The organism is Brotocaccenecus cirricatena (assembly GCF_020687045.1).
Classification (GTDB): domain Bacteria; phylum Bacillota; class Clostridia; order Oscillospirales; family Oscillospiraceae; genus Vescimonas; species Vescimonas cirricatena.
In genome coordinates this window covers 98,507-121,395 of the sequence record NZ_JAJEPW010000002.1, presented here as the reverse complement: position 1 = coordinate 121,395, position 22,889 = coordinate 98,507, and the positions used below count along the sequence as shown (strand labels likewise).

24 protein-coding genes are annotated in these 22,889 nt (G+C 50.9%); 1 reads left to right on the top strand and 23 read right to left on the bottom strand.

From position 1 onward, the window contains the following. The 10 genes from LKD37_RS01680 to LKD37_RS01640 all read right to left on the bottom strand — a co-directional run. Positions 1 to 186: ParA family protein (locus LKD37_RS01680; RefSeq protein ID WP_349048818.1), on the bottom strand; the 186-nt coding region annotated here is incomplete at its 3' end. 125 nt (positions 187 to 311) lie between these two features. Then, positions 312 to 482 carry a hypothetical protein gene (locus LKD37_RS01675; RefSeq protein ID WP_302927644.1) on the bottom strand — a complete coding sequence of 57 codons (171 nt, stop codon included), beginning with the start codon at positions 480 to 482 and terminating at the stop codon, positions 312 to 314. A gap of 536 nt (positions 483 to 1,018) precedes the next feature. Then, positions 1,019 to 2,254: a tyrosine-type recombinase/integrase gene (locus LKD37_RS01670; RefSeq protein WP_302927643.1), complete on the bottom strand. Its 1,236-nt coding sequence runs from the start codon at positions 2,252 to 2,254 to the stop codon at positions 1,019 to 1,021. A gap of 55 nt (positions 2,255 to 2,309) precedes the next feature. Then, complete coding sequence (locus LKD37_RS01665) at positions 2,310 to 2,543, bottom strand: helix-turn-helix domain-containing protein (RefSeq protein ID WP_069431398.1); 234 nt, start codon at positions 2,541 to 2,543, stop codon at positions 2,310 to 2,312. Positions 2,544 to 3,041: 498 nt separating this feature from the next. Then, entirely contained in the window at positions 3,042 to 3,233 is a 192-nt protein-coding gene (locus LKD37_RS17680) for a helix-turn-helix domain-containing protein (RefSeq protein WP_069431397.1), read from the bottom strand. Then, the gene (locus LKD37_RS01660) at positions 3,223 to 3,624 is read right to left on the bottom strand and encodes a sigma-70 family RNA polymerase sigma factor (RefSeq protein ID WP_256285554.1); all 402 of its coding nucleotides are present in this window, start codon (positions 3,622 to 3,624) and stop codon (positions 3,223 to 3,225) included. Before LKD37_RS01660 ends, LKD37_RS17680 begins: the two co-directional genes overlap by 11 nt. A gap of 352 nt (positions 3,625 to 3,976) precedes the next feature. Continuing rightward, positions 3,977 to 5,296, bottom strand: a complete 1,320-nt coding sequence (locus LKD37_RS01655; RefSeq protein WP_069431395.1) for an AfsR/SARP family transcriptional regulator — start codon at positions 5,294 to 5,296, stop codon at positions 3,977 to 3,979. A 185-nt stretch (positions 5,297 to 5,481) separates the two neighbouring features. Next, positions 5,482 to 5,823, bottom strand: a complete 342-nt coding sequence (locus LKD37_RS01650; protein ID WP_165860657.1) for a helix-turn-helix domain-containing protein — start codon at positions 5,821 to 5,823, stop codon at positions 5,482 to 5,484. A gap of 166 nt (positions 5,824 to 5,989) precedes the next feature. Continuing rightward, positions 5,990 to 6,352: a hypothetical protein gene (locus LKD37_RS01645; RefSeq protein ID WP_069431393.1), complete on the bottom strand. Its 363-nt coding sequence runs from the start codon at positions 6,350 to 6,352 to the stop codon at positions 5,990 to 5,992. A gap of 13 nt (positions 6,353 to 6,365) precedes the next feature. After that, positions 6,366 to 7,286 carry a ParM/StbA family protein gene (locus tag LKD37_RS01640; RefSeq protein ID WP_302927642.1) on the bottom strand — a complete coding sequence of 307 codons (921 nt, stop codon included), beginning with the start codon at positions 7,284 to 7,286 and terminating at the stop codon, positions 6,366 to 6,368. A 274-nt stretch (positions 7,287 to 7,560) separates the two neighbouring features. On the opposite strand from LKD37_RS01640, the gene LKD37_RS01635 reads away from it, so the two are divergent. Then, the gene (locus LKD37_RS01635; RefSeq protein WP_302927641.1) at positions 7,561 to 8,751 is read left to right on the top strand and encodes an ATP-binding protein; all 1,191 of its coding nucleotides are present in this window, start codon (positions 7,561 to 7,563) and stop codon (positions 8,749 to 8,751) included. 62 nt (positions 8,752 to 8,813) lie between these two features. On the opposite strand, the gene LKD37_RS01630 is transcribed toward LKD37_RS01635, so the two are convergent. The 13 genes from LKD37_RS01630 to LKD37_RS01570 all read right to left on the bottom strand — a co-directional run bounded on the left by LKD37_RS01630 (position 8,814) and on the right by LKD37_RS01570 (position 22,868). Next, the gene (locus LKD37_RS01630; protein WP_302927640.1) at positions 8,814 to 9,869 is read right to left on the bottom strand and encodes a DUF3854 domain-containing protein; all 1,056 of its coding nucleotides are present in this window, start codon (positions 9,867 to 9,869) and stop codon (positions 8,814 to 8,816) included. Positions 9,870 to 9,921: 52 nt separating this feature from the next. Continuing rightward, entirely contained in the window at positions 9,922 to 10,656 is a 735-nt protein-coding gene (locus LKD37_RS01625; RefSeq protein ID WP_302927639.1) for a hypothetical protein, read from the bottom strand. A 15-nt stretch (positions 10,657 to 10,671) separates the two neighbouring features. Next, a complete protein-coding gene (locus LKD37_RS01620) occupies positions 10,672 to 11,121 on the bottom strand; it encodes a hypothetical protein (RefSeq protein WP_134109519.1) in 450 nt (149 codons plus the stop codon). After that, positions 11,102 to 13,312 (bottom strand): SF1B family DNA helicase RecD2, encoded by a 2,211-nt coding sequence (recD2, locus tag LKD37_RS01615; protein ID WP_256285548.1) that lies wholly within the window; start codon positions 13,310 to 13,312, stop codon positions 11,102 to 11,104. The genes LKD37_RS01620 and recD2 overlap by 20 nt, the downstream gene beginning before the upstream one ends. Before the next feature lie 33 nt (positions 13,313 to 13,345). Then, positions 13,346 to 13,768, bottom strand: a complete 423-nt coding sequence (locus LKD37_RS01610; protein ID WP_302927638.1) for a hypothetical protein — start codon at positions 13,766 to 13,768, stop codon at positions 13,346 to 13,348. Positions 13,769 to 13,785: 17 nt separating this feature from the next. Continuing rightward, positions 13,786 to 14,289, bottom strand: coding sequence for a hypothetical protein (locus tag LKD37_RS01605; RefSeq protein ID WP_302927637.1), 504 nt, complete (start codon positions 14,287 to 14,289; stop codon positions 13,786 to 13,788). Between the two features lie 148 nt (positions 14,290 to 14,437). Beyond that, the gene (locus LKD37_RS01600; protein ID WP_302927636.1) at positions 14,438 to 14,974 is read right to left on the bottom strand and encodes a DUF7768 domain-containing protein; all 537 of its coding nucleotides are present in this window, start codon (positions 14,972 to 14,974) and stop codon (positions 14,438 to 14,440) included. Between the two features lie 16 nt (positions 14,975 to 14,990). Continuing rightward, positions 14,991 to 15,992, bottom strand: coding sequence for a YqaJ viral recombinase family nuclease (locus LKD37_RS01595; RefSeq protein WP_302927649.1), 1,002 nt, complete (start codon positions 15,990 to 15,992; stop codon positions 14,991 to 14,993). Positions 15,993 to 16,027: 35 nt separating this feature from the next. Continuing rightward, on the bottom strand, positions 16,028 to 17,170 hold the full coding sequence (locus LKD37_RS01590) for a hypothetical protein (RefSeq protein WP_302927635.1): 1,143 nt from the start codon (positions 17,168 to 17,170) through the stop codon (positions 16,028 to 16,030). 307 nt (positions 17,171 to 17,477) lie between these two features. Beyond that, positions 17,478 to 18,398, bottom strand: a complete 921-nt coding sequence (locus tag LKD37_RS01585) for a hypothetical protein (protein WP_302927634.1) — start codon at positions 18,396 to 18,398, stop codon at positions 17,478 to 17,480. After that, a complete protein-coding gene (locus LKD37_RS01580; protein ID WP_302927633.1) occupies positions 18,388 to 19,365 on the bottom strand; it encodes a hypothetical protein in 978 nt (325 codons plus the stop codon). Before LKD37_RS01580 ends, LKD37_RS01585 begins: the two co-directional genes overlap by 11 nt. 17 nt (positions 19,366 to 19,382) lie before the next feature. After that, positions 19,383 to 20,513, bottom strand: coding sequence for a hypothetical protein (locus LKD37_RS01575; RefSeq protein ID WP_302927632.1), 1,131 nt, complete (start codon positions 20,511 to 20,513; stop codon positions 19,383 to 19,385). 84 nt (positions 20,514 to 20,597) lie between these two features. After that, positions 20,598 to 22,868: a cobaltochelatase CobT-related protein gene (locus LKD37_RS01570; RefSeq protein WP_302927631.1), complete on the bottom strand. Its 2,271-nt coding sequence runs from the start codon at positions 22,866 to 22,868 to the stop codon at positions 20,598 to 20,600. Positions 22,869 to 22,889: the final 21 nt, after the last annotated feature.

The window sequence follows — 22,889 nt, the reverse complement described above, 5'->3', positions numbered from 1 at the left end:
GGTATGAGTCAGCTCATGGGGCTTGCGCTGACCGAGCATCTTGGTGAGATCACCCTGCGGGTCAACATCCACAAGCAAAACTCTTTTGCCATCCATGGCAAGCCCTGCACCGATGCAGTAGACACTGGTGCTTTTGCCGACGCCACCCTTTTGATTGGCGACGGCGATCACTTTACAATTCGCCACTTTGGGATTCCTCCTGTCTGTAAATTTAGCTGTCTGCGGCGATGGCGGACAGCTATGTAATGCCGGGTATAGAAAAAGCCGTGTGGCTTTTGACAGCTACACGGCTTTCCTTATGTACACGATATTCAGATGTAGACTCGCTTCGTCTTGGCATCCAGCAGGGCAAGGATAACTTCATCTACGATGTCGGTGTACCGCCCCTGTCGGGTGAGCTTGTTTTTGAAGCGAATAAGTGCGTCGAGGATCACACCGTATTCCTCGCAGCTGAGATACAAGGTACAGGTTTTTCGTTTCATGTGTCATCCCTCCTTACACGGACAGCATAACAGATTGCGTTCCGTTTATCAATTCTGCGGCGGCATTTGCCCTGCGAAAAAAGATAAAGTTCATTCGGCTTGGTCAAACCGTTTCAAACCGTGCCAAAGCCATTATTTCCGAAAAGGCGGGGCGCAGTATTCATTTTCTATGCAGAGGCGATCTGCTCCGAGTGGCCACATGAGCAGCCCGAAAATTAACCCATCCGTTAACAGTTTCGGGGTCAAAAACGGCATTTAGCCCATCGTTAACATGTAAAAAACACGTCAAACCTTGTCAAATTCCATCAGATTTTCCGAAAACAGAACAAATGCTGCAGATATAGGAAAATCCCGGAAAACGAGAGTTTTCCGGGATTTTGATTGCTTTGAAGTTGTAAAATCGGCAGAAATCAGCGCTTGCTGAACTGAGGTGCGCGACGGGCGGCTTTGAGGCCGTACTGCTTTCTGTCTTACGGGCGAAAACCGTTGATTTTACTGGGTTTTTTAGGTTTTCGCGCCTCGGTTAACCCATGAGTTCACCCATTCCGCGTCTTATTCGGTGTAGCGCCTTTTTTGGGCGCAAATGCTTTGTTCACAACCGCGGACAATTCTTTAGGTTTATTATACTTCACCTTAGCATAAATGTCCATCGTAATTTTGCTATGCTTATGCCCCGCCAGGTACTGAACCGTTTTCGGATCTGCGCCGGAGTAAATCAAATTCGTGATGTATGTGTGGCGCAACTGGTGTGGAGTTACCTGAAAATCAAGGGTGTACACCACATTTCCATTATGCGCTGCTTTTTCTCCCAACTTCGGCGTTACCGTGCGCTGAATTTTCTGCCCATTGATATACCGGACATAGGTACGCTCCTTTGTTGATCTTGTGACGATATACTGCCATACTCGCTTGAACTGCGTATATGACAGCGGACCTCCATCACGATTGGCAACAACATATTCTGAAGTTGCAACCTCTTTTGCTTCCCGTAGGCACTCCGTTAGAACTGAAGGTAGCGGAATGTCCCGCCTTGCAGATTTTGTTTTCAGATCGGACGAGATAACGGGTCGATTATGTTCCGAATGCCATGCTCTTTGCACGGAAAGGTATGGTGCTTCGGCATCAAGAAACACACAGTCCCATTTTAACGCCAAGATTTCTTCCCGTCGCAAGCCAGCATACAGACCAATCATTACAAACACATACGGAGGAAGCCCCTTGATGGCAACGAGAAGTTTATCAACCTGTTCGTCTGTAAGTGCCTCTCGTTCATTCTGCGGCTTTCCTCCTTTGGAAGAAAGAGTTTCACAGGGGCAGGAATCGATGATTTTGCTTTCGACTGCAGAATAGAAAATGCACTTATACAGCATCTGAACCGAGCGATATACTGAGCATGATTTTGAGGAGACATTCACCATCGCAAGCTTGATATCATCTGAAGAGACTTCTGCCATATATTTATGGCCCAGCGGTTCAATGATATAGTTTTTGACCTTTGAAGTATAGTCTATGAGGGTTGTTGGCCGTATTCTTGCAGATTGCATGGTGAGCCAACGCTCACAATATTCGGCTACAGTCGGTGTTGTTCTACGGAAAACCGCATCCTCAATTTGGCGCTGTGCTTCTTCCACTTTTTCAAGAAGTTCTTCCGGAGTCCTTGCGTAAAGGGCGACTCGTCTGCCATCGGCATCTTCAATTCGTGTTCTGTAATATTCGACCCCCTTTAGCACCACAGTGCCATACTTGGGTATCTCTTTTTTCTTTCTTGCCATTCTTTCACCTCCCTAAATGTTGGTATCAGCTGCCGAATTTGTGAGGATGAGCAAGCTATTTCTTTTTGGGACGGTGCTGCTTGCGGTATGTCAAGTTGTTATCGGCAGGTTTTGCCCTCTTTGTGCATTTGGCAACATATTCCTGAAGCGCTGCATCTGTAAAATACACGCACCCATTTGGAACATACTGGACGTAGGAAATCAAGCCGTTTTGTCTGGCTGCATCCAGCGTGGCAATACTAATCCCCAAAATCTTGGCAGCTTCTTTTCGTGTAATCAGTTTTTCCATATGCGCATTTATCCTTTCATGATATATTCAACCCTCCGATTCTCTGGTAATAAATGCGCCGTTCTGCTGGTTTCAAATACATGACTCCCAGCCAAGTTAACATTCCATCAACTCACAAGCTCACTATATTACACTTGCAACCAGAGTTAATTACAGCATTCTTTTTGCGGCACACCTCCGCCCGTGGCGAACGGGTCCATGGAAGTCTCATCCCCCCGCCTTCATTATGGCCGGGCCGCGAGTTACGGAAGTATCATTATTGCCCCTGGCGGATCATCGCGCATACGGTTGCCGTCCGTATTTATGTGCTCTTGGCTTTGGCCTGCCAAACCAAATGGATAGCCGCTTGCCGCCAGAGGAACGAGAGGGCGCCGCTATGCGATTTTCAAGGTTCATTGAAAACGGGATTGCTTTCATATAGTAAAAACACTCGAAAAACGCAAAATCTAATGCTCTGAGAAAAAAATTAAGGCTCCGGCAAATAACCGGAGCCTTTGTCTAAATTCTGAACTCCGAAATATGCAGAACAATATGCAGCATAATGTATTGCCTACAATCCTCGTCGAGATTACCGGCATAACTGCTCAGCCGGTTAATCAGAGGCATATATAGAGCAAGCAGGGAATCCAACGCTTCCCGGTCTCCGCATACAGCAGCTTCCAGAAGTAGTCTAAATTCATTATCGGTCATTTTTTCGCTCCTTTATAAGGCGCTCTCTTAAACGCTTTATTGCAAGGGAGCGCTGGTTGTATACATGCTGTACAGAGCAGTGGAGCTTTGCTGCAATTTCAGATGGTGTAAGCTCTTCGACAAAAAGCATTTCCAGTATACGTCTGCGCATCAGCGGAAGTTCCCGGAACGCCTCAGCCAAACGCTGTTCCTCGAAATCAAAGCTATCTGGCGTAACACCAGCAGATAATAGCGCCGTATCCACAATTGCAACATCAGCTTCTTCAAGGGGTACGGTTTGTAATTGCTTTTTTTCAGCACGCAGATAGTTCTTCTGTGCATGTTCTGCAGTTATGACGATCCATCTTGTGAACCGGCCACGCAGTTCATCCCTTCCGTCCATGGGTGACATTTTTTTACGCCTCCTTTGGCGCATGCCACCCCGGCAAAAGAGATCAAAACACGCCACGATGGCATGCTATGTTCTGTAAAATATGGGGTTAAATCAGGAATTTGAGCGGAATAGTAGCGCATCAACGCATCAAAACCACCTCCTCCCTGTATAAGCGAGGGTTGTCTGCCCATAAAAACACCCACCCGTTGACAGTTTTTATAAACTGTACAAAACGGATGGGTGCTTGGCGGGGCTCAACAGCTCCACCTCTGAAGTCATATTTCTGCGGTGAAAGGACCTGCTTGTTTGCAGGCAGAAAAGTCTCAAAATAATCTCAACTACGGTCACAAAAACGGATAAAAGCCGCAGTTCATGTTCTGCATGATGTAAAAAGCGTCTTCACTTCCTGCATATGCTCATCTGTGAGATACGGCTCTGCCTGCCTGAAATAAATCTGTGACAGGGTCTTGCTGCCGGACATAAGCATTGCTTTTATGAGATAGTAATGGACTTCCGACTCATACATATCGATGGACAGCAAATCCATGGATAGTTCCTGTACGCGAAGGTAGTTCTTTTCTCTATAAAGCATAGAGAGATACCGTTTCATGTAGTGCAGAAACTTGTTTTGGTAATACAGCGTTTTGGGCATTAGCCAGTGGTAAAAGTCGTACCGCGGAAGGAGACTTCCGCGGTAGAGTCCTATAATACTCTCATACAGCGCCTGTAAAATCGCCGGGTCGGAAGAATTATCGATCCGTTTGCATGCATCGTCGAAGCGCTCAACATCAGTAAAAATCGTGTAATTAGGGTTTAACGTAAATGTCCCGTGCGACGCCTGAATCAAATCGCGGAGCCCTATGCAGGCAAGCGTCTTGCGAAGGCGGTATACGACATTCTTAATCGAATTGTACGGATTTCCCATGTCTGTACTTTCCCATATGACGTCTGTAAGCAGCCGCAGAGGATGTTCTCTTTTGCGGTTTAAGAGCAGAAATGTCAGGAGCACATATCCAGACTCATTTGTAAATGAATCATCTTTTAAAACATCGGTTGCAGAAATGATTTCCAGTTTCCCAAACAGATTTGCCTGAATGATTGTTGGTTGTTTTATACTCGCATAGCGCCGTTCTCTCCACTCCTGCAGCAGTATTTCATTTAGCTCCACAACGATGCAAAGGATAACAAGTCGTAAAAAACCCGGATCTTCCACATTGCGTTTCGGATTATCCACGCCGAGAAAACCGGCATTGAGTCTTTTTTGAAACGGAACCGCTAGAAGCGAATTCACACTCCGTTTCTCCAAGTATCTGTATTCTTCCAGAAATTCAGTTTTAATCTGCTCCAAATCCGTAATAATGATTGGCGTATCGCTCTTTAGTGAGCAAAGCCAGCGCGGAAACATTTCGAACGGCATAAATTGGAGATTGTCAATTTCGGGCGCTATTCCAGGGGCACAGCACTCATATGTATTGACTCCGATACCCAACTCATCGTCCACTTCAATGACATACGCTCTGTCAGCGCCGTAGAACATAAGCGCTCCCTGCAGTGCCAGTTCGATTTTTTCCTTTGGGTTCGTATTGTTGCGCAGTTTGGTTTCCAAATCGCTCAGAATGCGCAAATAATCGCAGCCATTACCGTCTACATTCAGTCTGCAGATTCCTTCCTTTCTATCACCGTTCATCATAGTGTTCACCTCCTATTTGGATGATACATCCCCAGATAAAACGCAAAGCTGCCCAGTAAGAACCGGACAGCCTTTCGCTCTCGTTGACCGTGCAGATATAGACTGTACGGTGCAGAATATTCATTTGTGTTGACCTAGTGCCTGCTAAGCAGAAATCGCTGCCTCCAGGGAAAGGCATTCACAACTCAATGCTCGTCATGAGCTTTTTCGATGATGTCAACCAACTGCCTCAGCAGATCGCAGGTGAGTATCTTTGTTTTCACAGGGAATTTATCAATACGCTCATAAAGGTCGCGCATGATGACCTGCTCCTTATAGTCATAGGAATCCAACAAAAGCTGATCCACTGTGGTGTGCAGCATGTTTGCCACTGAAACCAGCAGCTCAATGCTGATCCCGCCCTTGCCATTTTCGATTTTGCCGAGGTGGCTGTTCGTGCAATTCAGCCGTTCAGCGAACTCCTCCTGCGTCATTCCAAGGTTCTGACGCATCGCTTTTATGCGTCTTCCAAGAGCTACTTTGTCCACCAGCATCGTCTCCTTCTATATTATTATTTTACAAAAAAGAGGCGTGCTGTTGAAGTTACTATAAATCCATTATCCACCTTAATAATGCGTATTTACGCCTTGAAGTGGTTTTGTATTCATCAAAACAACAGAAAAGTAGATTCACAGTTTTGTAAGTTCTTAAAAGTCAACCATCAAACAACTCCAGATTACTGATCATTGCCGCAATGTCCACGTTCAAATCTTCCTGCATTTGTATAGATGGTGTTTCAACGCCTCCGGCAAGCAACTGACCGTTTGCGATTCGCTCGTCAATAATGGATCGAATCATTTGCTCAAGCGCCTCACGCCTTATCCCGCCGTCAATTTTAACACTTACTGGCGCAGGTTCAGCAAGCTCGGGATGTGCAGCAATATATGCATTCAGTGCGGCTATGACAACTGCGCTTTTTCGGTTTCCAAGACGCTCTAAAAGCTCTCCTGCCTGCACCTGTTCTCGCGTTTCTGAACCGAACTGCAGCGAAAAACGGTATTTCCCATCCCGCTTCACAACGGAACCCCCATTATTGTACCGCGCGCATGGCCATCTGTCCTCGCGCAAGCATCTCATAACCGATCGCGTTTGCCTTTGGATCCTCGATGAAGGTAGCTTTCGCCACAAGCGGGGTATGCTCAATCAACGGTCTGAACAGGACACTTCCGCCTCCAATAAAGATGGCGGGATTGGTACGCAAATCCACCTGAAGCTCACGCAGCTTGTCCAAAATATCTTTTGCGTGCAGCTGAGCCGCATCACGAATCGCCTTTTTTACCGCATCTGGCAGTATCGTTTCCTGCCCCTGCAGCACTGCACAGATATGCTCGTCTTCAATGCGCATGTCGTGCTGCGCGCTGATTTTGCCAATGATATCATTGTTCATGGTGATGACTCCGCTCTCCAAACTGCGGCAGAATTGCAGATCCGGCTTTCCGTTGCGGAGGAGAAGCACATCGGTAGTATATCCGCCGATATCCACGATAAACATCCGCAGCGTTTTCAATAGCTGTCCGCTTTGAGGAACAACAGCGGCATACGCCTGCGGATACACAAAGACATTTCGGATCACAATGCTCATAGGACGGTTGTTGTAAGCAAAATTCACTGTTCCAAACCGCCTGAAATACTGCGCGAAGCGTTCTCTCAGCATCCCGTAGTGTTCCGGCGGCAAGCCAACCGCAAGGTCGATCTGCTCAAACGCCGTATTGGCACCGGCAGCGGAAAGCTCCTTAGCAATGGCAAAGAGCGACAGGATAAAGTATCGATCATCTCTGGTCTTGTCTCTCATATAGGGCAAGCGCTGCCCGGTGAGCGACCAGTATTTCCCGTTGTACTCCAAAACCTCCTCTGCCATAGGCGGTTTTACGGTGTGTTCTGTCAGCCCGGAAATGAAAGAGAAATGCGGGGTTTTAACGGCATAATTTCCATGATCAATAGCGATCAACATAAGAGTACCTCCCATTTTAGTTTATCTAATTACACGGTTTAGCATGCGTATTTACAGCAGAAATACGCATTGAGTCAATAAATACGCGCGAAACGAAGGATCAGGCTTCTGGCTCTCCGTGGGGAAAAAGTCTCTGTTTCTCTCTTGGAAGAACACGATTCGACGCATTTACATTATTTCTTCCATAAAAGAAACTATTGATATTTCCAGCTGCTTGTGCTATGATAAAAGAAAATTCCGGAGGTGACCTGCCATGATCGTGCGTGAACGATATATGCGGCTGATCCGTGATTTTATGGATAAGCCTGTGATTAAAATCATAACAGGAATGCGGCGGAGCGGCAAAAGCGCTCTCTTGGAGCTTACGCGTCAGGAGCTGCTCGACCGCGGTGTTGACAGGAAGAACATCATTTTCATCAACTTTGAATCCTTGCGCTATGAGGCGCTCAGGGACTATAAGGCGCTGTACGCAGAGATCATCAAAATCGCTGGACAGACAGAAGGACGGATCTACGTCCTTCTCGATGAAATCCAAGAAGTGAACACTTGGGAGCAGGTCATAAATTCCCTCCGCGTAGATCTTGACTGCGATATCTATGTAACAGGCTCAAACGCAAAGCTCCTCTCCGGGGAACTCGCCACGCTGTTGGCTGGGCGGTATGTGGAGATACAGGTCTATCCGCTGGATTTTGAAGAATATCTGGCATTCGCAGCAGAGAATGAGGACGAGGCAAATCTCTCGAAGCGGGAACAGTTTGCTAACTTTCTCCGTTTTGGGGGACTGCCCGGCATCCATCAGCTGAAATGGGATGAGGATCGCGTCATGCAATACCTTCATGACATCTATAATTCCGTTCTGCTGAAGGATGTGATTGCACGAAACCGGATACGCGACACGGCATTACTGGAGAGTATTGTCCTTTATCTCATGGACAACATTGGAAACACTTTTTCCGCAAAAACAATCTCTGATTTTTTAAAAAGCCAGGGGCGAAAGCTAAGCACGGAAACCGTCTACAATTATCTGAAGGCATTGGAAAGCGCCTTCCTGATCCACAAGGTCGTCCGCTTTGACATCAAGGGAAAGCGGATACTGGAGACGCAGGAAAAATACTATCTCTCCGATTTAGGCCTGCGCCATGCCGTTATTGGCTACCGGGACAATGATATTGCCGGCGTTCTGGAGAACACTGTATTCCTGGAGCTGCTGCGCAGAGGGTTCTCCGTCAACATCGGAAAGCAGGATGTGGCCGAGGTTGACTTTGTCGCAAACCGGGCTGACGACCGGCTCTATATCCAAGTCTGCTATATTCTTACGCCGGAAAATACGGATCGGGAATTTGCGCCGCTGGAGGCGATCTCGGATAACTACGAAAAACTTGTCCTGTCCACGGATACGCTGCTGCGGGTCAATCGTGGCGGGATCCGCCAAAAGAACATTATTGACTTTCTGTTGGAACATTAAATATGCGATAACGCAGGAACGAGAAAAGGACGGTACAGCCGAAGCTGAACCGCCCTTTTTCACTAAGATAATTGCCGCTGGAAGCAGTGCTCCCAAACATAATCATCAAGACCTTTGTAGCGTGGATCCCACAGATAGGTGCCATAGCGAAAACCTGCATCCGAAAGCAGTGAGACCAGCGTCCTGTATCCGCCTTGCACATGGGGGTTCTCCATGAAATCCATGTCGAATGCAGTCATGATACGTTCTACACCTTGCTCATGCAGCTGCGGCAGGATAAGCTCCAATTGGGTCAATGCATTTACCCCCGCAACTGCGAGTACTGTCTGTCCTGTCAGATAATGGATGACATCCGCTTTCATGGGGCCCTCTGTGAGCAGCACCATAGCGCGCGGTTCCCCCGCAATATGTACCCAACCCTCTGCCTTACAGCCGTCTGTGCGGCCAGTGCTGGATACCCAGCGAAATTTGCGCCGCGTCGCATTATCCCGGCGAATCTGCATGCCTTGAATACGGCCTTTGCTGTCTCGCACCGGAATCAGAATACCGCGGCTCTCACAGGCAAAGGACCATTTCCCGTCTTTTCGGTAAAAGCCGGGAACACCGGACAGATAATATCCGCTGGATTGAAGCTGCCTTGCAATGGTTTGCATCCCCACCACCGGAGTGGTACGGTACCCAAGCCTGTCGATTTCCTCATCTGATAGGCCCCGGTTTCGCAGGTTCTGCCGATGGTCGGAGGCCAGCGTCAGCTTGGACAGAAGCCCGGTATAGGTGTCGCTTCGTGATGCTATATCTGTCGGTGGGACTTCTGCAACCACGGGCACAGTAATGTGCTCCGGCTTCGGTATACTGCCCTGCACATCCAAGCGTGCAATCAGAGCATCACGGACCTCCTCGCGGGCAATCCCCGTATAGTATGCATACAGATCGAAAATGCCGCCGGAGAACCCACAGCGCGGACAGCGAAATACATCCTTCTGCAGATTGATGTTGAGATGTTTTGCGTGCGGCTCGTCATCACAACACGGGCAGGGCACATTGTAGTTGCTTCTTCCGTATGGCGGGTATGGAAGCCCAATCAGCGGAATGATATCTGACATATGAAAGATGTCCATACAGCCTCCTTTCCGGGGGACGGTTTATCCGTCCCCCGTGATGATATCCGCATCACACGGATGCCTGCTGCATGGCATGTTCACAAATCAGCCTCGCCGCGTCAGACAGCTCCTGATTGTCTTTGTATTTATTGGCCACCCATGCAATCGCGTTTGGATCCATCGCTAACACCTCGCCAAGCGTCTTGCCGCTGTACTTTTTGATGGGGCACGGCTTCTGGAAAGCCTGCTCCAATCTCTGCTCCTCCGTTAGAACTGCCGGTTCGTATGCCGGCTCAATCTCTGCCTGCACAGGCTGCTCCATAGCCGGTGACTCTCGGCTCGTGTCCATCTCGCCGACAGGCAGTTCGTCCGGAGCCATGTCGGGGAAATCGTCGCCGGCCGCTGAGAACTGAAGCCCAAAGCCTGCGTTTCTTAGTGCAATGCCTACCGCTGCCGTCTGCGCCCATTCCCGCGGTGACACAGATGGCTTGGAGGCATCCGGGCCTCTTGACGCTGTAGCCTCTGCGAGATAGCAGTCAACCGGGTCCTTGTAGCTGGGATAGATGCGCGCCGTTGCCACAAAACAATCCTTGCCGGGCGACACCTGGATGGCGATGCGGCCTTCAGGGTATTTCAGGCGGAACCATGCCATTTGGATCATGACAGGAAGACGCTTTCGCGTCTCCTGCGTATTGAGATCCGTATAATCCACGGCAAACGGGGAAGGGTCAAAGCCCTCCACCTTGTGGATGCTGTCCAGCTTTGCCAGCATAGCTGTTTTGGCATTCGAGTTGTTCTGACTCATGATAAAGCCCTCCTCTTATTTACTGATGTTGATGTAGGTGTTGCGCAGCTTCAGCCAAACCGGTAAAACGGTGTTGATCAGGCTGCTTACACCCTTGCGATACTGGTTCTGATCTGTTGGGGTGAAGCTGGAAAACCGCTTCCGGCAGTCTAGGACGACCTTGTCAAGGGTCTCGGACGCCGTCTGGCGCTTGGCCTTCAGATTCTGATCTGCAGGCTGTCCCAGCCGCCGTTCCTTGGTCAGGCACTGGATATAGGCGTCTACCAGCTGGTAATGGCCGGACAGAACGGCTACATCCGTCGTGACCGGTGCCGTCTGGCAGAATGCCTGACTTGCATAAAGCACCTCAATACGATACAGCAGCTCCTGATACAGCATCAGCTGCTCCAGGGAGGCATGTCCTGCACCGATCTGCTTTTCCATCTCGTTTTTCAAATTCTTGTACTCACTGAGCCAAGTTGCCATTGTAATGATCTCCTTTCACATTTGAGATTAGCTCTTTGATTCGCGCCGAGAGCATCGTCCCGCGCTGTTCCGTATCTGTACGCTTGATGGCAATGCATAACGCTCTCCGCTCTCCTACGATCAGCACGCGCTCCTTTGCGCGTGTAATTGCCGTATAAACAAGCGGACGCACCAGCATGACCGCATGGGCGCACTGCAGGTTGATGATGACAGACTTATATTCGCTGCCCTGGGACTTGTGGATGGTGGAGGCGTAGGCCAGATCCAGCATTTCAAGGTCGCTTCCGTCATACTCGGCAATTCGGCCATCGCCGAAATCAACGGTCAGCACGCTGTCGGTGTCATCGCGGGTGACGGATGTGATATAACCGATATCGCCATTGCTGATGTCCTCGCAGTTTTTTATCTGCATGACCTTGTCTCCCAAACGATATATCCTCTTTCTGTATGCAACCTCCGGCTTTTTCCCGTCCTGCGGATTGAGCTTTTCCCGAAGCCGCTCGTTCAGCGCATTCACGCCCGTCTCCGTTTTTTGGCGGTATGGGGTCAGAAGTGCCACATTGTCAACACCGTATCTGGCGGTTTCCTGTAGGTACAGTGTCTCGATCTGCTGTGCGGAAGCACTCATGTCACAGGAGTCATAGAACTGGAAATCCTCGCCGTATTCCAAGCTAAGATTTCCGTGTCGGATGAGCTTTGCATTAGCAGCAATACGGCTACCATAGCTCTGCCGGAATATGCGATCCAGCCGCACTACCGGTACAGCGCCACAGGCGATGATCTCGCTCAGCACGGCGCCGGGCCCGACAGAGGGAAGCTGATCCGCATCGCCAATCAGCACAAGCTGACTGCCGTGCGGTACGGAGCGGAACAGATGGTTGGCAAGATAGATATCCATCATGGACACCTCATCCACTACAATCAGATCCGCATCCAGCATCTCCGGTTCACAGTAGTCGCCGTCCTCACCGGCCAGAAGCCCAAGCGCTTTGTGAATGGTAGTGGCCGGGAACCCGGTCGATTGCTCCATCCTGCGGGCTGCGCGTCCTGTAGGCGCACAGCAGATAATTTTTGCTCCGCGGTTTTTCCTGCGATAGATATCCAGCAGGAATCGCTGGATCAGCGTCTTGCCGGTACCGGGGCCGCCGGTAATCACACTGAGCTGTGATGTCAGGGCCGTCGTAACTGCGTGCCGCTGTTCGGAAGCCAGCTGTATACCCTGCTTTTTTTCTTCTGCGGAGATCTCCGTATCAATGTTGACGTGAGACCCCGCTTTCTCATAAGTAAGCATTCTGTAAACGGCCCACGCAAGGCTCTGTTCCGTTCGCGCTGTGACTGCGCGGTATACCTGCCTGTCGTAGGAGGCCAAGCGGCCGGACTCAAGCATTCTTGAAGCACGTACCGCCAGCATCTCTTCCGTCAGCCCTTCGGTATCCAGCAGCTTCAGACATTGCTTGAGAAAGCTGTGCTTTTCCATACACAGATGTCCTTTCAGCTCTGCATCGGTCAGCGTGAATATCAGCCCCTCATCCACACGTTCCGGCGAAAGAGGGTCAAAGCCCATGCTGACAGCAATACGGTCAGCCGTCTTAAAGCCGATGCCCACCATCTCACACAGACGGTAAGGGTGATTTCGGACGATGTCCATGGTATGCTCTCCGTACTGCTTGTACAGCTTGACCGCCCTGTTAGGCGTTACACCATGTGGTGCCAGAAAGGCAACCACATCGCGTGCGCCGCGGGAGGCAAGATAGGAGTCACAAATCTTTTTGAGCTTTGTTTTGCTGATGCCCGACACGGCAAGCAGTTGTTCCGGCTCATGATCCAGCACGGTCAGCGTGTTCTGCCCAAACATGGCATAAATCTTTTCCGCGGTTTTAGGACCGATACCCTTGATCTGCCCGGAGCACAGGTAAGCGATGACGCCTTCCTTGCTGGGTACAATCACTTCATCGAAGCCCTCGACTTCAAATTGGATGCCATGCTTGGCGCTCCGGCTCCAACGTCCGCGCATATCATAACGCAAATTATCTGCCGTCGGCAGGCAATAACCCACCGCCTTGATCTCAGAAACCACATTCCCCGCCGCGTCCATGACCTTCTCACAAGGTCGGTACAGGGCGATCATGTAGCTGGCATCACCAGCCGTAACGGCTTTCGGGTAGATCAGCCTTTTGAATTGACATATCAAGATCGATTCTCCTTTCCTTTTGAAATCGGGTAATCAGTCAAAGTCAGGCTCCTCAAAGACCATGCCGTCGTAGTCACTGCGTTCTTCGGCATCGGTGGGGCTCCAGTCGTCTGACCAGTTGACATGATCGGTTGTGAGATGGTCTGCAAGATCCATAGCCGCAGCCGAGGTAGCTGCTCTTACGAACACGACACCTGTGCGGACGATCGTGACCTCATAGATAGACCCGTTAACGGGGCAATCATCGGTCGCTTGATTGTCCAATGGCGTGTAGTATTTCAGCAGTTCGCTCTCCGGTAGCGTCAGATCCTTGTGCATGGGCAGTGTCCCGAATTTAAGCGCGCGGCTGATGGTCACAATGTCTCCTTCGACCTTTTTGACCTCGCCGCGAATGCAGAATTCCGTTTCCGGCTGTCCTTCTGTTTTGCAGATCAGTTTATCTCCAACATTCAGCATAAATCTGCTCCTTTCTGTTATAGGGTCGTGACCAGCACCTTGCGGGTCTGTGGGAGAAAATACTCCTCTTCAATGACCTGTGCTTCTCTTGTAAGCCGGAGCGCCAGCTCAACCATACGGTCTGCCAGTTGATCCAGCTCCTGCACGAGTTTTACACGTTCACGAAGCGCGTGCATGCTCCAGTCCTCGAAATCCTCGCCGTCGTCAGTGCCACGCCCCGGATAAGTTATCACCTGCATGTGGGTCTGCGAGAAATTGACCCGAGTGGGTCTTCCGCAGACACCGCAGGTGCAGTTGCCATCTGCAGCAAGCTGGTAATTCCCCTGTCCGCAGTTAGTGCAGTAGGACTTGTAGCCGCTCGGCCGCTTTTCTCCCTGATAGAGAACCAGATACCCGCCGCTTCGTCCGTTCATCGCTGCCTGCCAGAGATAGTTGTGTTTCGCAGCAAATTCCCATTTACACTCGTCCATGGCATCAAAAAACTCCTGGGTCTGGATCATATCGAACAGCTTGTCCACCACCTCGGGCGAGAGCCCAAGGTGTGTGATTTTTAGGTTACAAGCATACGATGTGGATCTGTTCCAGGAGTTTAATGTTGGATAGCGAAAATGTGTGGTCAGATACTGCGTCATTTCCTGTCGGGACCGGAGATCTACCGGCTGATAGAATCTACGCAAGGCATCGCACCTCCCAGGACCGGTCTGCTCCCGGCTCGTTGGAGACCAGTGCCGGATGCGTTTCGTCTATTGTGACTAACTTCTTATCCGCTCCGGCCTGTGTCGCCAGCTTGCGAACATCCAAATAGAGGTCTTCGCAGTATACGATGATGGGGATTCCCAACTGGGCGGCATGATGGATTTCGCCCTTCATACCACGGCTGATGCGATCCCCGCAAATCAGCAAAACCTCGCTCTGTTCCAAAAGCTGAAGCCCAAATTGCAGAGCCAGTGCACGCTCCGCCGCTACATGGTCACACAGGAGCATGGGCAGATAGGCGTGGGGGGCGCGTGCCAGGTATCCCAGCATGGTGCGGGCATAAAGCATGTATGCCCGAGCACGCCAGATGTTGCTGAGTTCTTCTTCCGCCGTGCTCCCGCTCAAAGGTGAGCAGATATAGGCGCGTTTCCGGTAGCGGTCGTTTTTCAGGAATTGCCGGTCAAGCTCGCGCTCCCAGCTTTCGTGATAGGCTTTCATTGCGTCGTGCATTATTGATTCTCCCTTCTTATGTCGGTGTAACCGATACTTTTAGTTTCCGGCTCTCACTGGTCTTGAGTACATCCGCATACACGGTGGGATACTTCTCTTTGAGGAGTTTCGAGTCGGGACGTTTGGTTGTTTTAGTGACAAAATCGATGAGGAGCTTGTCGCCGGTCGTGCTCAGCACGCCATGCTCATGCGCCTGCATCAATTCTGCGATTCGCACGCTGTGTGCAGCGATCTCCCTTTCATAGGTTTTGATCTCCGCATTGCAGTCGGAGATTTTCCCCTGCAACAGCGCGATCTGGCGCAGCGCCTTCTCATACTTTGCAGGGAATTCAATCGTGGGGAGTCCGGGCTGGCTGGCGCCGTAAATGCGCGCCAGGGATTCCAGTGCCAGTGCTGGCTTGACATCCGCCATCGTAGGTGGCTTGTCATGCTCTAAGCTCCAAATCCATTCCTCAAGCCGCTGGAAGATCATATCCTCCTTGGCTCGGTCACGGGTAAGCGCCGGCATTGCCAGATCATGTTCCGGATTGTTTCCCCAAATAGTAGAAAACGCGCCAATCTCCACATCCGCCACAGCCAGATAGAAGCGAAGCTGCAGCTCATAGTAGATGGGATAGGCATCGTCAGCCCAATCTCCGGCTTTGTGATAGGTGCAGCTTTTGCACTCCAAAATGCCGGGAGCGTTGTCCTCCTTACGGGTAAAGCGGCGGTCAAAGTCCGCAAGAGCCCACGGGTGATCTGCGTGCTGATACATATAGGTATCGTCATAAACCGTATTGCCGGTTTTTTGCTGATACCAATAGGCCGCGATAGGTTCCAGAAGATGCCCCATCATCAGCTGCTCCTGATTGGATTTCACAGGCGCCTTCATCCGTCCCTTTTTGATCATCCATAGCTCCAGCGGTGTTGTCCACGGCGATACGCCGAAGATAGCAGCCACATCGCTGCCTCCCACCGTATATGGAATGGTGCCCTTAGGCCCGTGGGCGCGGCATTCCAGCCATCGCTCGTTGGTCATGCCTGCAGTGTCGCAGAGAATAATCGGAGCGGACATCAGTAGCTCACCGCCTTCGCAAGGTCGTAATCGCCCCACCTCAGCGTAAGCGCCCGCGCCATGTTCTCCTCCACAACGAGCATTTTGCTCTCAGGTGCATGGTCGGATTTGAGAATATAGGGGATCTCCTGCATAGCCATGAACACATCATGGGCGGTTGCAGTTCCTCCTCCATAGGCCATCTCAAACATGCCGATTGCTTCCAAAGCAGCTTTCTTCGGCAGAGACAACTTTTTGCAGATTCTGGTCATCGCATTGACCGGATAGCTCAGATGGATATCCAACAGCTTTTGTAATCTGGCGACTGAATCACCGAACTGCGCAAACAGCTGGTCCAAAGCTGCTTCAAAGTCCTCCACTTTACTCTGGTGCCTGTGGTCCACGGCGATACAGCTCCCAATATGGATCGGGTGCTGCGTACCCTCCAGCATGGCGGAAACCTTAGCCGAGGCAATGCCGGTATCCGAGGTAACAAAGCGGATGGCGGGAACAAGTTTGGCAGCAAGTGTGGGTTTCCCCTGCGACGCCAGCAGCTTGGCATAGGCGCCGAGCAGGTCTTCCTTTTGCCCGGGCATAGTCCAGGAGGCACTGGAGAGCGAATGATCGCGATAACCGCCCTGAAACATGCTGCCGGGGAAACGGTCGTCCAGCTTTTTGGTCAGAACCTTCAGCAGTTCATCGATCGGCAGCACGGAATAATCCATGGAATCGCCGGAGTGTGCTGCCGAGATTTTTTCATCTCGGATAAGCAGGAGCGTCTCCGAAGAATACAGCTCCAGGCAATCGTTAAGCACCGACGCCAATCTTTGGCGGCTCAGCTTCGGCAAGGCCGATCCACTGATTTTCGCTCTGTCCAACAGGCTTTTGTAGGCCGTGCTGCGGACGGGATAGTAAGAACCATCTACCCGCATGGCAAGACCGAGGTTTTCCGCCGTGTCCTCAACGGACTCAGCGCTGATTCCCGCAGCGAATGCGGACGGAGTTCCATAAAGAGGCGACGCCTTATCCAGCGGCTCAATATGCAGTTCGTTGACCCTGCATCTGTGCCATCGGCTTTCCAGCGATTCCTTCTCATGGTACCGGCGCATCCCATCGTAGGAAGCAAAGGTTGTGGAGTAGTTGTCCTGGCATGGTTGTAACATTTTTGTGTTCTCCTTTCGTTTTTTTGGCGGTATTCGCCGTGATATAACAAAAACCAGCAACCCATGATCGGACTGCTGGCTTATGCCACTATGGAATTGGCCGGAAACAAAAAAGTGCCATTCGTGCAATGCACAAATGACACTTCGCAACTCGGTTAAACTCTGCTTAGCCGTGGCTAAACTCTGATACTTACATGATGATTATATCAGAGCTGCGGCCGACAGTCAATCCATAGTCAAACGAAAAGGTCATAAAAGCCGAAAGGAAAGAGGGATGCCGCAGATGCGGCATCCCTCGAAAGGCAAACTATGCGGAACGGTTCAACGCCCACATCCCGCGTCCTGTATTCACGAAGAGCTGCGGACTGCATTGTAGGGTTTGGCGAACCTTCTCTTTCCACCACTGATTTTTCCGCGCTTTGGTATATGGCTCGACTTGCTCATAAATGTATGCAAGCGAAACAGGAGATTGGCAGGTTTCCAGCACTGCTGCAACCACATCCCGCCAGGTAGCGCCGTTCATATCGCGGATATCCTTTTGTACAGGCTCCGTCATCAGGATCGGATACACCAAGGACGCATCCTTCTTGATAATCAGTAGATACTCATGCAGTATGGGGATGAAATGCCCACTGTACTGTGTTTGATTTGAAAAGCAATTGTGCTGTGCTTTTATGATGACATTTTCCAATGTGCCCGGCTTGATCAATTCAAAGAGCATGCTGTAAAGCTGCCCTTTCTTCTTGATATCGCCGACCAGCACGGCCATCCTGCCGCCACGCTCCAAAGCGCAGAATTGTTTCATCATGGCGTAGTTCATTACGCGCACGAAGTCCTCCCATTTGGGGATACGTGATAAGTCGAACTGCCGGGGATCATATCCGTATTTTGACTGCACCTCCGAAGCCTTGTACATCACGTCTGAATATGTAATCAAATCCCAATACGGCGGATGCCAGAACACAAATTCAGGGCGCTCCGGTATCTCGCAATTGATGAGATCGAATCCGCTGTGCAGATCGTAGCAATGGCTAATGATTCCCATGGAATGAGCGGCATCCTGCGTCGTGCCGCTGCCGCACATGTAGTCGCAGATCTCGGCCGGCCTGAAAAAACCGATCAGATCCTCAATCAGCTTGGGTGAACAGTTGCCGCGATAGCGATTGTTGCCGCCAGTTCCGCGCTCTGGATACGAGACGATGGAGGTGAGCCTGTTTTCAGCACTCATAGCCGCCTTCTCCTTTCATATGCATATACAGGCAGCAATCATCGCACTCTGATTTGCCCGAGCCAATGCAAAGCGGGTATGGATTTTCTGCTTCTGGTGTGAAACAGTCCGGTTGCTTTGATGCTTGCCTGACCAAACCATGAGCAGCCTCAGACACACTTTCCCAATACGCTTCCCAATAGTGGTCATTGCGCCCGAGATGGCGTTCGATGCACTCAGGAATCATCGGGTTTGTAATGAGTCTCTGATACTGTGCGTCACTCAATGCTGCAACTTCATCCCATTGTTCGATTTGCGATATAAAGTCTTCGGTCTGGCATTGCGCCTTATACACTCCTCCAACCTCCCGAATATACCTACTGGATATCATCAGCGGCTGCCGGATAATCATGATTTTGTAGTGATTTTCCATATACTCGCCGTTAAGATATGCTTCGTAGAAGTCCATCGAAGAATTCTCTGCGAAGATGCTTGATTCTCTCCAAGACGGAACACTTCCGTCCTCCAATTCTTCTCGAATACGATTTGTCATAATACGCTTTGCATCGTCATAGTCCGAGAACGCCTCGCAATCATTTCCGTGCTCGCCATCCACAGCCCAGTCTTCCATCACAAGAAAAACATTGACGCGTTTACGCATAGAACGAAGATCATCCAACGGACGAATCATTTCGGGCGCCATGATAACCATGTCCAGTACGATATCAGCAATGGTCTTTGGCTGGTGATACAGATCAGAGAAGGTATCCTCCAGCGTCTTGACCTCATGCGGCATGACCGGAGGGTCAAACTCACAATAGATGTCAGGCGTTTCGTTTTCGGTCTCCTTATCCTCGCCATCATGAATGGCGTTTATTCGGCCATAAAGCCCTGCGTATTCACTCTCAGCGGTTCCGACAATGGCTCCGCCAATCGTGTATGTGACGCCTTCATACTCAAATTCAGCGCCAGTTCTGTTCAAAATCATTTTTCACTCCTCCTATCTTAGATATGGCAGTCAATCCCGACAATGAAATGATCGTCAGGAATGCTGTCTATGTAGTCTGCCAACATCTGCCGCCATGCATCCGGCTTCTTGTCGTTGCTGCTGATACCCCACCAGCCCATTTCTCCCTTGGAGTGCCAGTCTCCGTCCTGAAGGAAGGAATAGGCGTCGGGCACCATGCGCTGATCCGGTGCGAGTCCGTTGCGGCGGAGGTAAGCCTCCTCGCTTTCATTCTTGAAATAGATCTGCGTTACGAAAGAGATAATTCCATCCTCCGTGATCTTCCAGAAGCTGCCTTCCGGAGCCTTGCCGGAGCGAAATGTCTCTGCAAGAAGCTCAAATCGCTTTTTGGCGTGCTGCAGCTCCCATTCCTTCATGAGTTCCCATGCAATATCCCTTTTTCTTGCGCCGCAGACCCATATATAGCCTTCGGGCGCTTCACATACAGCATCTTCGTTGCCCCATGTGCGCTCACCGTTAATTCGTTCTGCTGTGTCACGGACAAGGAATTGGAACGGCCAGCGGCCACCAATGGAATACCAATCCCAGAAGGCATTCGGATTGCAGTAATACCCATACGTATTGGTCTTGCTGTCATAGGTATAACCGCAGTAGTCCTCCGCATACTGCTTCAGACTGGGATAGAGCTTCTTCACCGGATATCCCATAAATGCACGCATCTTTTTCGCTTTCTTCGTGCGCTTCTCATGGCCGAGGTGCCCGGCCTTTTTCTGGAACACCTTGCCATCTTTGATGAGATATTTTTTGCATACCAGCCGGTTGTACTCCGGAACGACAGTTCCGTCCGGAAAACGGACACAGTTGATTTTGTCGGTCTCATAATCCCGCCGCAGGTCATCGGTTCGATCCTCAAACTCCAGATAGGCCGGGTCATCCGTTCCTTCACAGAATGGGGCCATCAGCTCATCAATCTCGCACTCAGCCGAACGTTCCAGAGTGCTGGCCTTGCTTTGAAGTCGTTTCAAAAGAAACCGCAAAGCAAAACTCTCCGGGTCCTGCGTCAGCTTTTCTTTGACTTCTGCGATCTGTTCCGCATAACGCATGTTTTCCTCGCAGTTTTCCTCCAGCTTGGGCATATAAAAATTGACCAATGTTACAAAATGACTCATTTTTTTGATTCCTTTCCTGTTGTAAGATTAACGGGCAGCAGGAAAAGAATCCGCTGCCCGTCGTTGTGAATTGTAATATCCCCGTTAGACCCGCATATGTCGCTTGACCGCTGCGGTCAGCTTTACGGGCAGTTGATTCAGATCTGTGATGTCCATAAAGGAATCACCATAGATTCGCTCGATGTTCTGTTTGTCCTCCCCGATAGCGGCCGCAATGAACAATACTCCCTTGCGCCGGTACTCCTGCTTGATGCCGCGGAGATCTTCCTCGGCGGCACTTCCGTAGTAACCGGGCGCTGCCGGTTGACCATCGGATACAAGAATCAGGATTTTTACCTCCTCCGGCCGTTTAACCAGCTGCTCCGCCACAAAACGAAGCGCGGCGCCGTCGCGATTGCTGCCACGGGCGGCAATGTCCATCAGGCGGTATTTATCATCGTTATCGATGCTTTCGAACTCTGCATAGGAATACAGCTCCACACTGCTGCCGCTGGTGGAATGACCGTAAACGGTGACAGGGATATGCAGCGCCTTGCAGAAGTCATATAGAATGATAGCCGAAGACCTGGCGTAGGTGCAGCGGTCGCAGGAGCACATGCTGCCTGATTCGTCCAGCAAAAGCCCTACGGACATCTGTGGAATTTCATTGGGCAGGGCATTTTTATAAAAAACCTTCCCATCGTTCCGGCAGAGGGCGTGGGCATCCAGCCGTCGCCCCATCATGAGACCGGTCTGCTTGCCGCCGCGCTGTTTATCCTTCAGCTGCTGCAAGAGGCTTTTCTGCAGCTGCCGTGAGATATCCAGCAATGGCCCGGAAATGGCGTTATACTGCTCTACAAGCTCCTCATCAACGGTGGATATCCGGTTCACACAGATATCAACACCGGCATGGACATCTCCATAGGAGATGCTCTGGGCCACATCGTTGAGTTCCCGTGTCCGTTCATTCTCCAGCTGCTCGCAGGCGGCCTTCTCCGCCATCTTGTCCAGCAGGCGCTCAATGTCCTCCGCTGCATGGTCATAGCGTTCACGCTCATATGCATCGTTGTGCTTGGTCGCCCCTCCGCTGCCTTCGGAAACACGATCTGTCTGCTGATAGGGGATGCGTCCGTCTTCTTCCGCTGATACTGCCTGCTTCCCACCGGAAGCGCCTTCCATATCTCCGGGAATTGCGCCTTCTTCCGCCGGATTTTCGGTCTGGGAGATCCCGGCAGAAGAACGCTCGGATTCGGGGTCAGTCTGGGGCTCGGACTCTTCAGAGCCGCTGCTTCCTTCAGACTCGCTTTTTTCTGCCTGAGCTGCCGTCTGCGCCCGTTTCCCAGCTCCGGCTGCCACACAGACCGCACCCACTTCGGGGATCGGTGTGCTGCTGCCCTCGCCGGACACAGAGCTTCCGGCCATTGCCTGCAGAATCTGCGCGATGGTCTCGGCCAGCGACTCTGTGGAACCGGACGCCTTGGCCTCCTCCTGGCGCTTTTTGCTGATCTCCAGGAAATCCTCGATATAGTCCCAGCAGCGAACCAGTATGAGATTGACGACCTTGAGCCGTTCTTTTCCGGAGGGATTGACAATGGCGGCGTCCAGATCGTGAATCAGTTTGAACACGACCTGAATGCGCTCATCGCTGAGGGGAGCATCTCCGTACTTGATTTCACCGAACTTCACATACGACAGCATGATCTGCAGGATGCTCTCAAAGATATGGCAGTTCCCGTCATCCTCTTTCTCGATAAGCTCCGTTACCGTCGGAATGCTCTCATACTGCTGCTCCCGTAACGCTTCCAGGCAGTTGCCCAGCGTGCCGCGGAATTGAGCGAGTATCCGATTTTCGATATAGGCGTCCTCAATGACATTGGAAATATGGTGCGCGACATAGCGAAGCATCTCATTGTTCCGCGGCTCCAGCCTTACATACTCCCACAGCGCTCGTTCGCTTACAGTGTCTTTGGGCAGCTTGTAAACAGGCGGCTCCGGGTACCATTTCTCCCGGCTGAGGTAGTTGTTGTAGGTCTGGCCCGCAAGAAAGTCCGTGTATAGACAATGCCCAAGTTCGTGGGCAAACAGTCCGCAAACGATCTCATAGCGGTTCTCCCGCCCCCTGTTTTGGGTCACCAGCCTATGCCCCGCATTGATCAGCACCGACAGGTTATTGGTGCATGCCACTTCACCGGACTTCGGACTCCAGCTGATGGCCACATGGATGCGGCGGTTGTATTTATACCGCCGCGTCTGTGCCATGGCCATATCTTCAAAATGTCCCGCAAGGATGCGGGACGTGAAGAATTGCCGGTCTGTGATTCTGCTGCGTTTTTCATTGAGCAGCTGTTTAACCCGCTTATGATTCACTCTTGCCATATAGAGTCGTCCTCCTTTCTT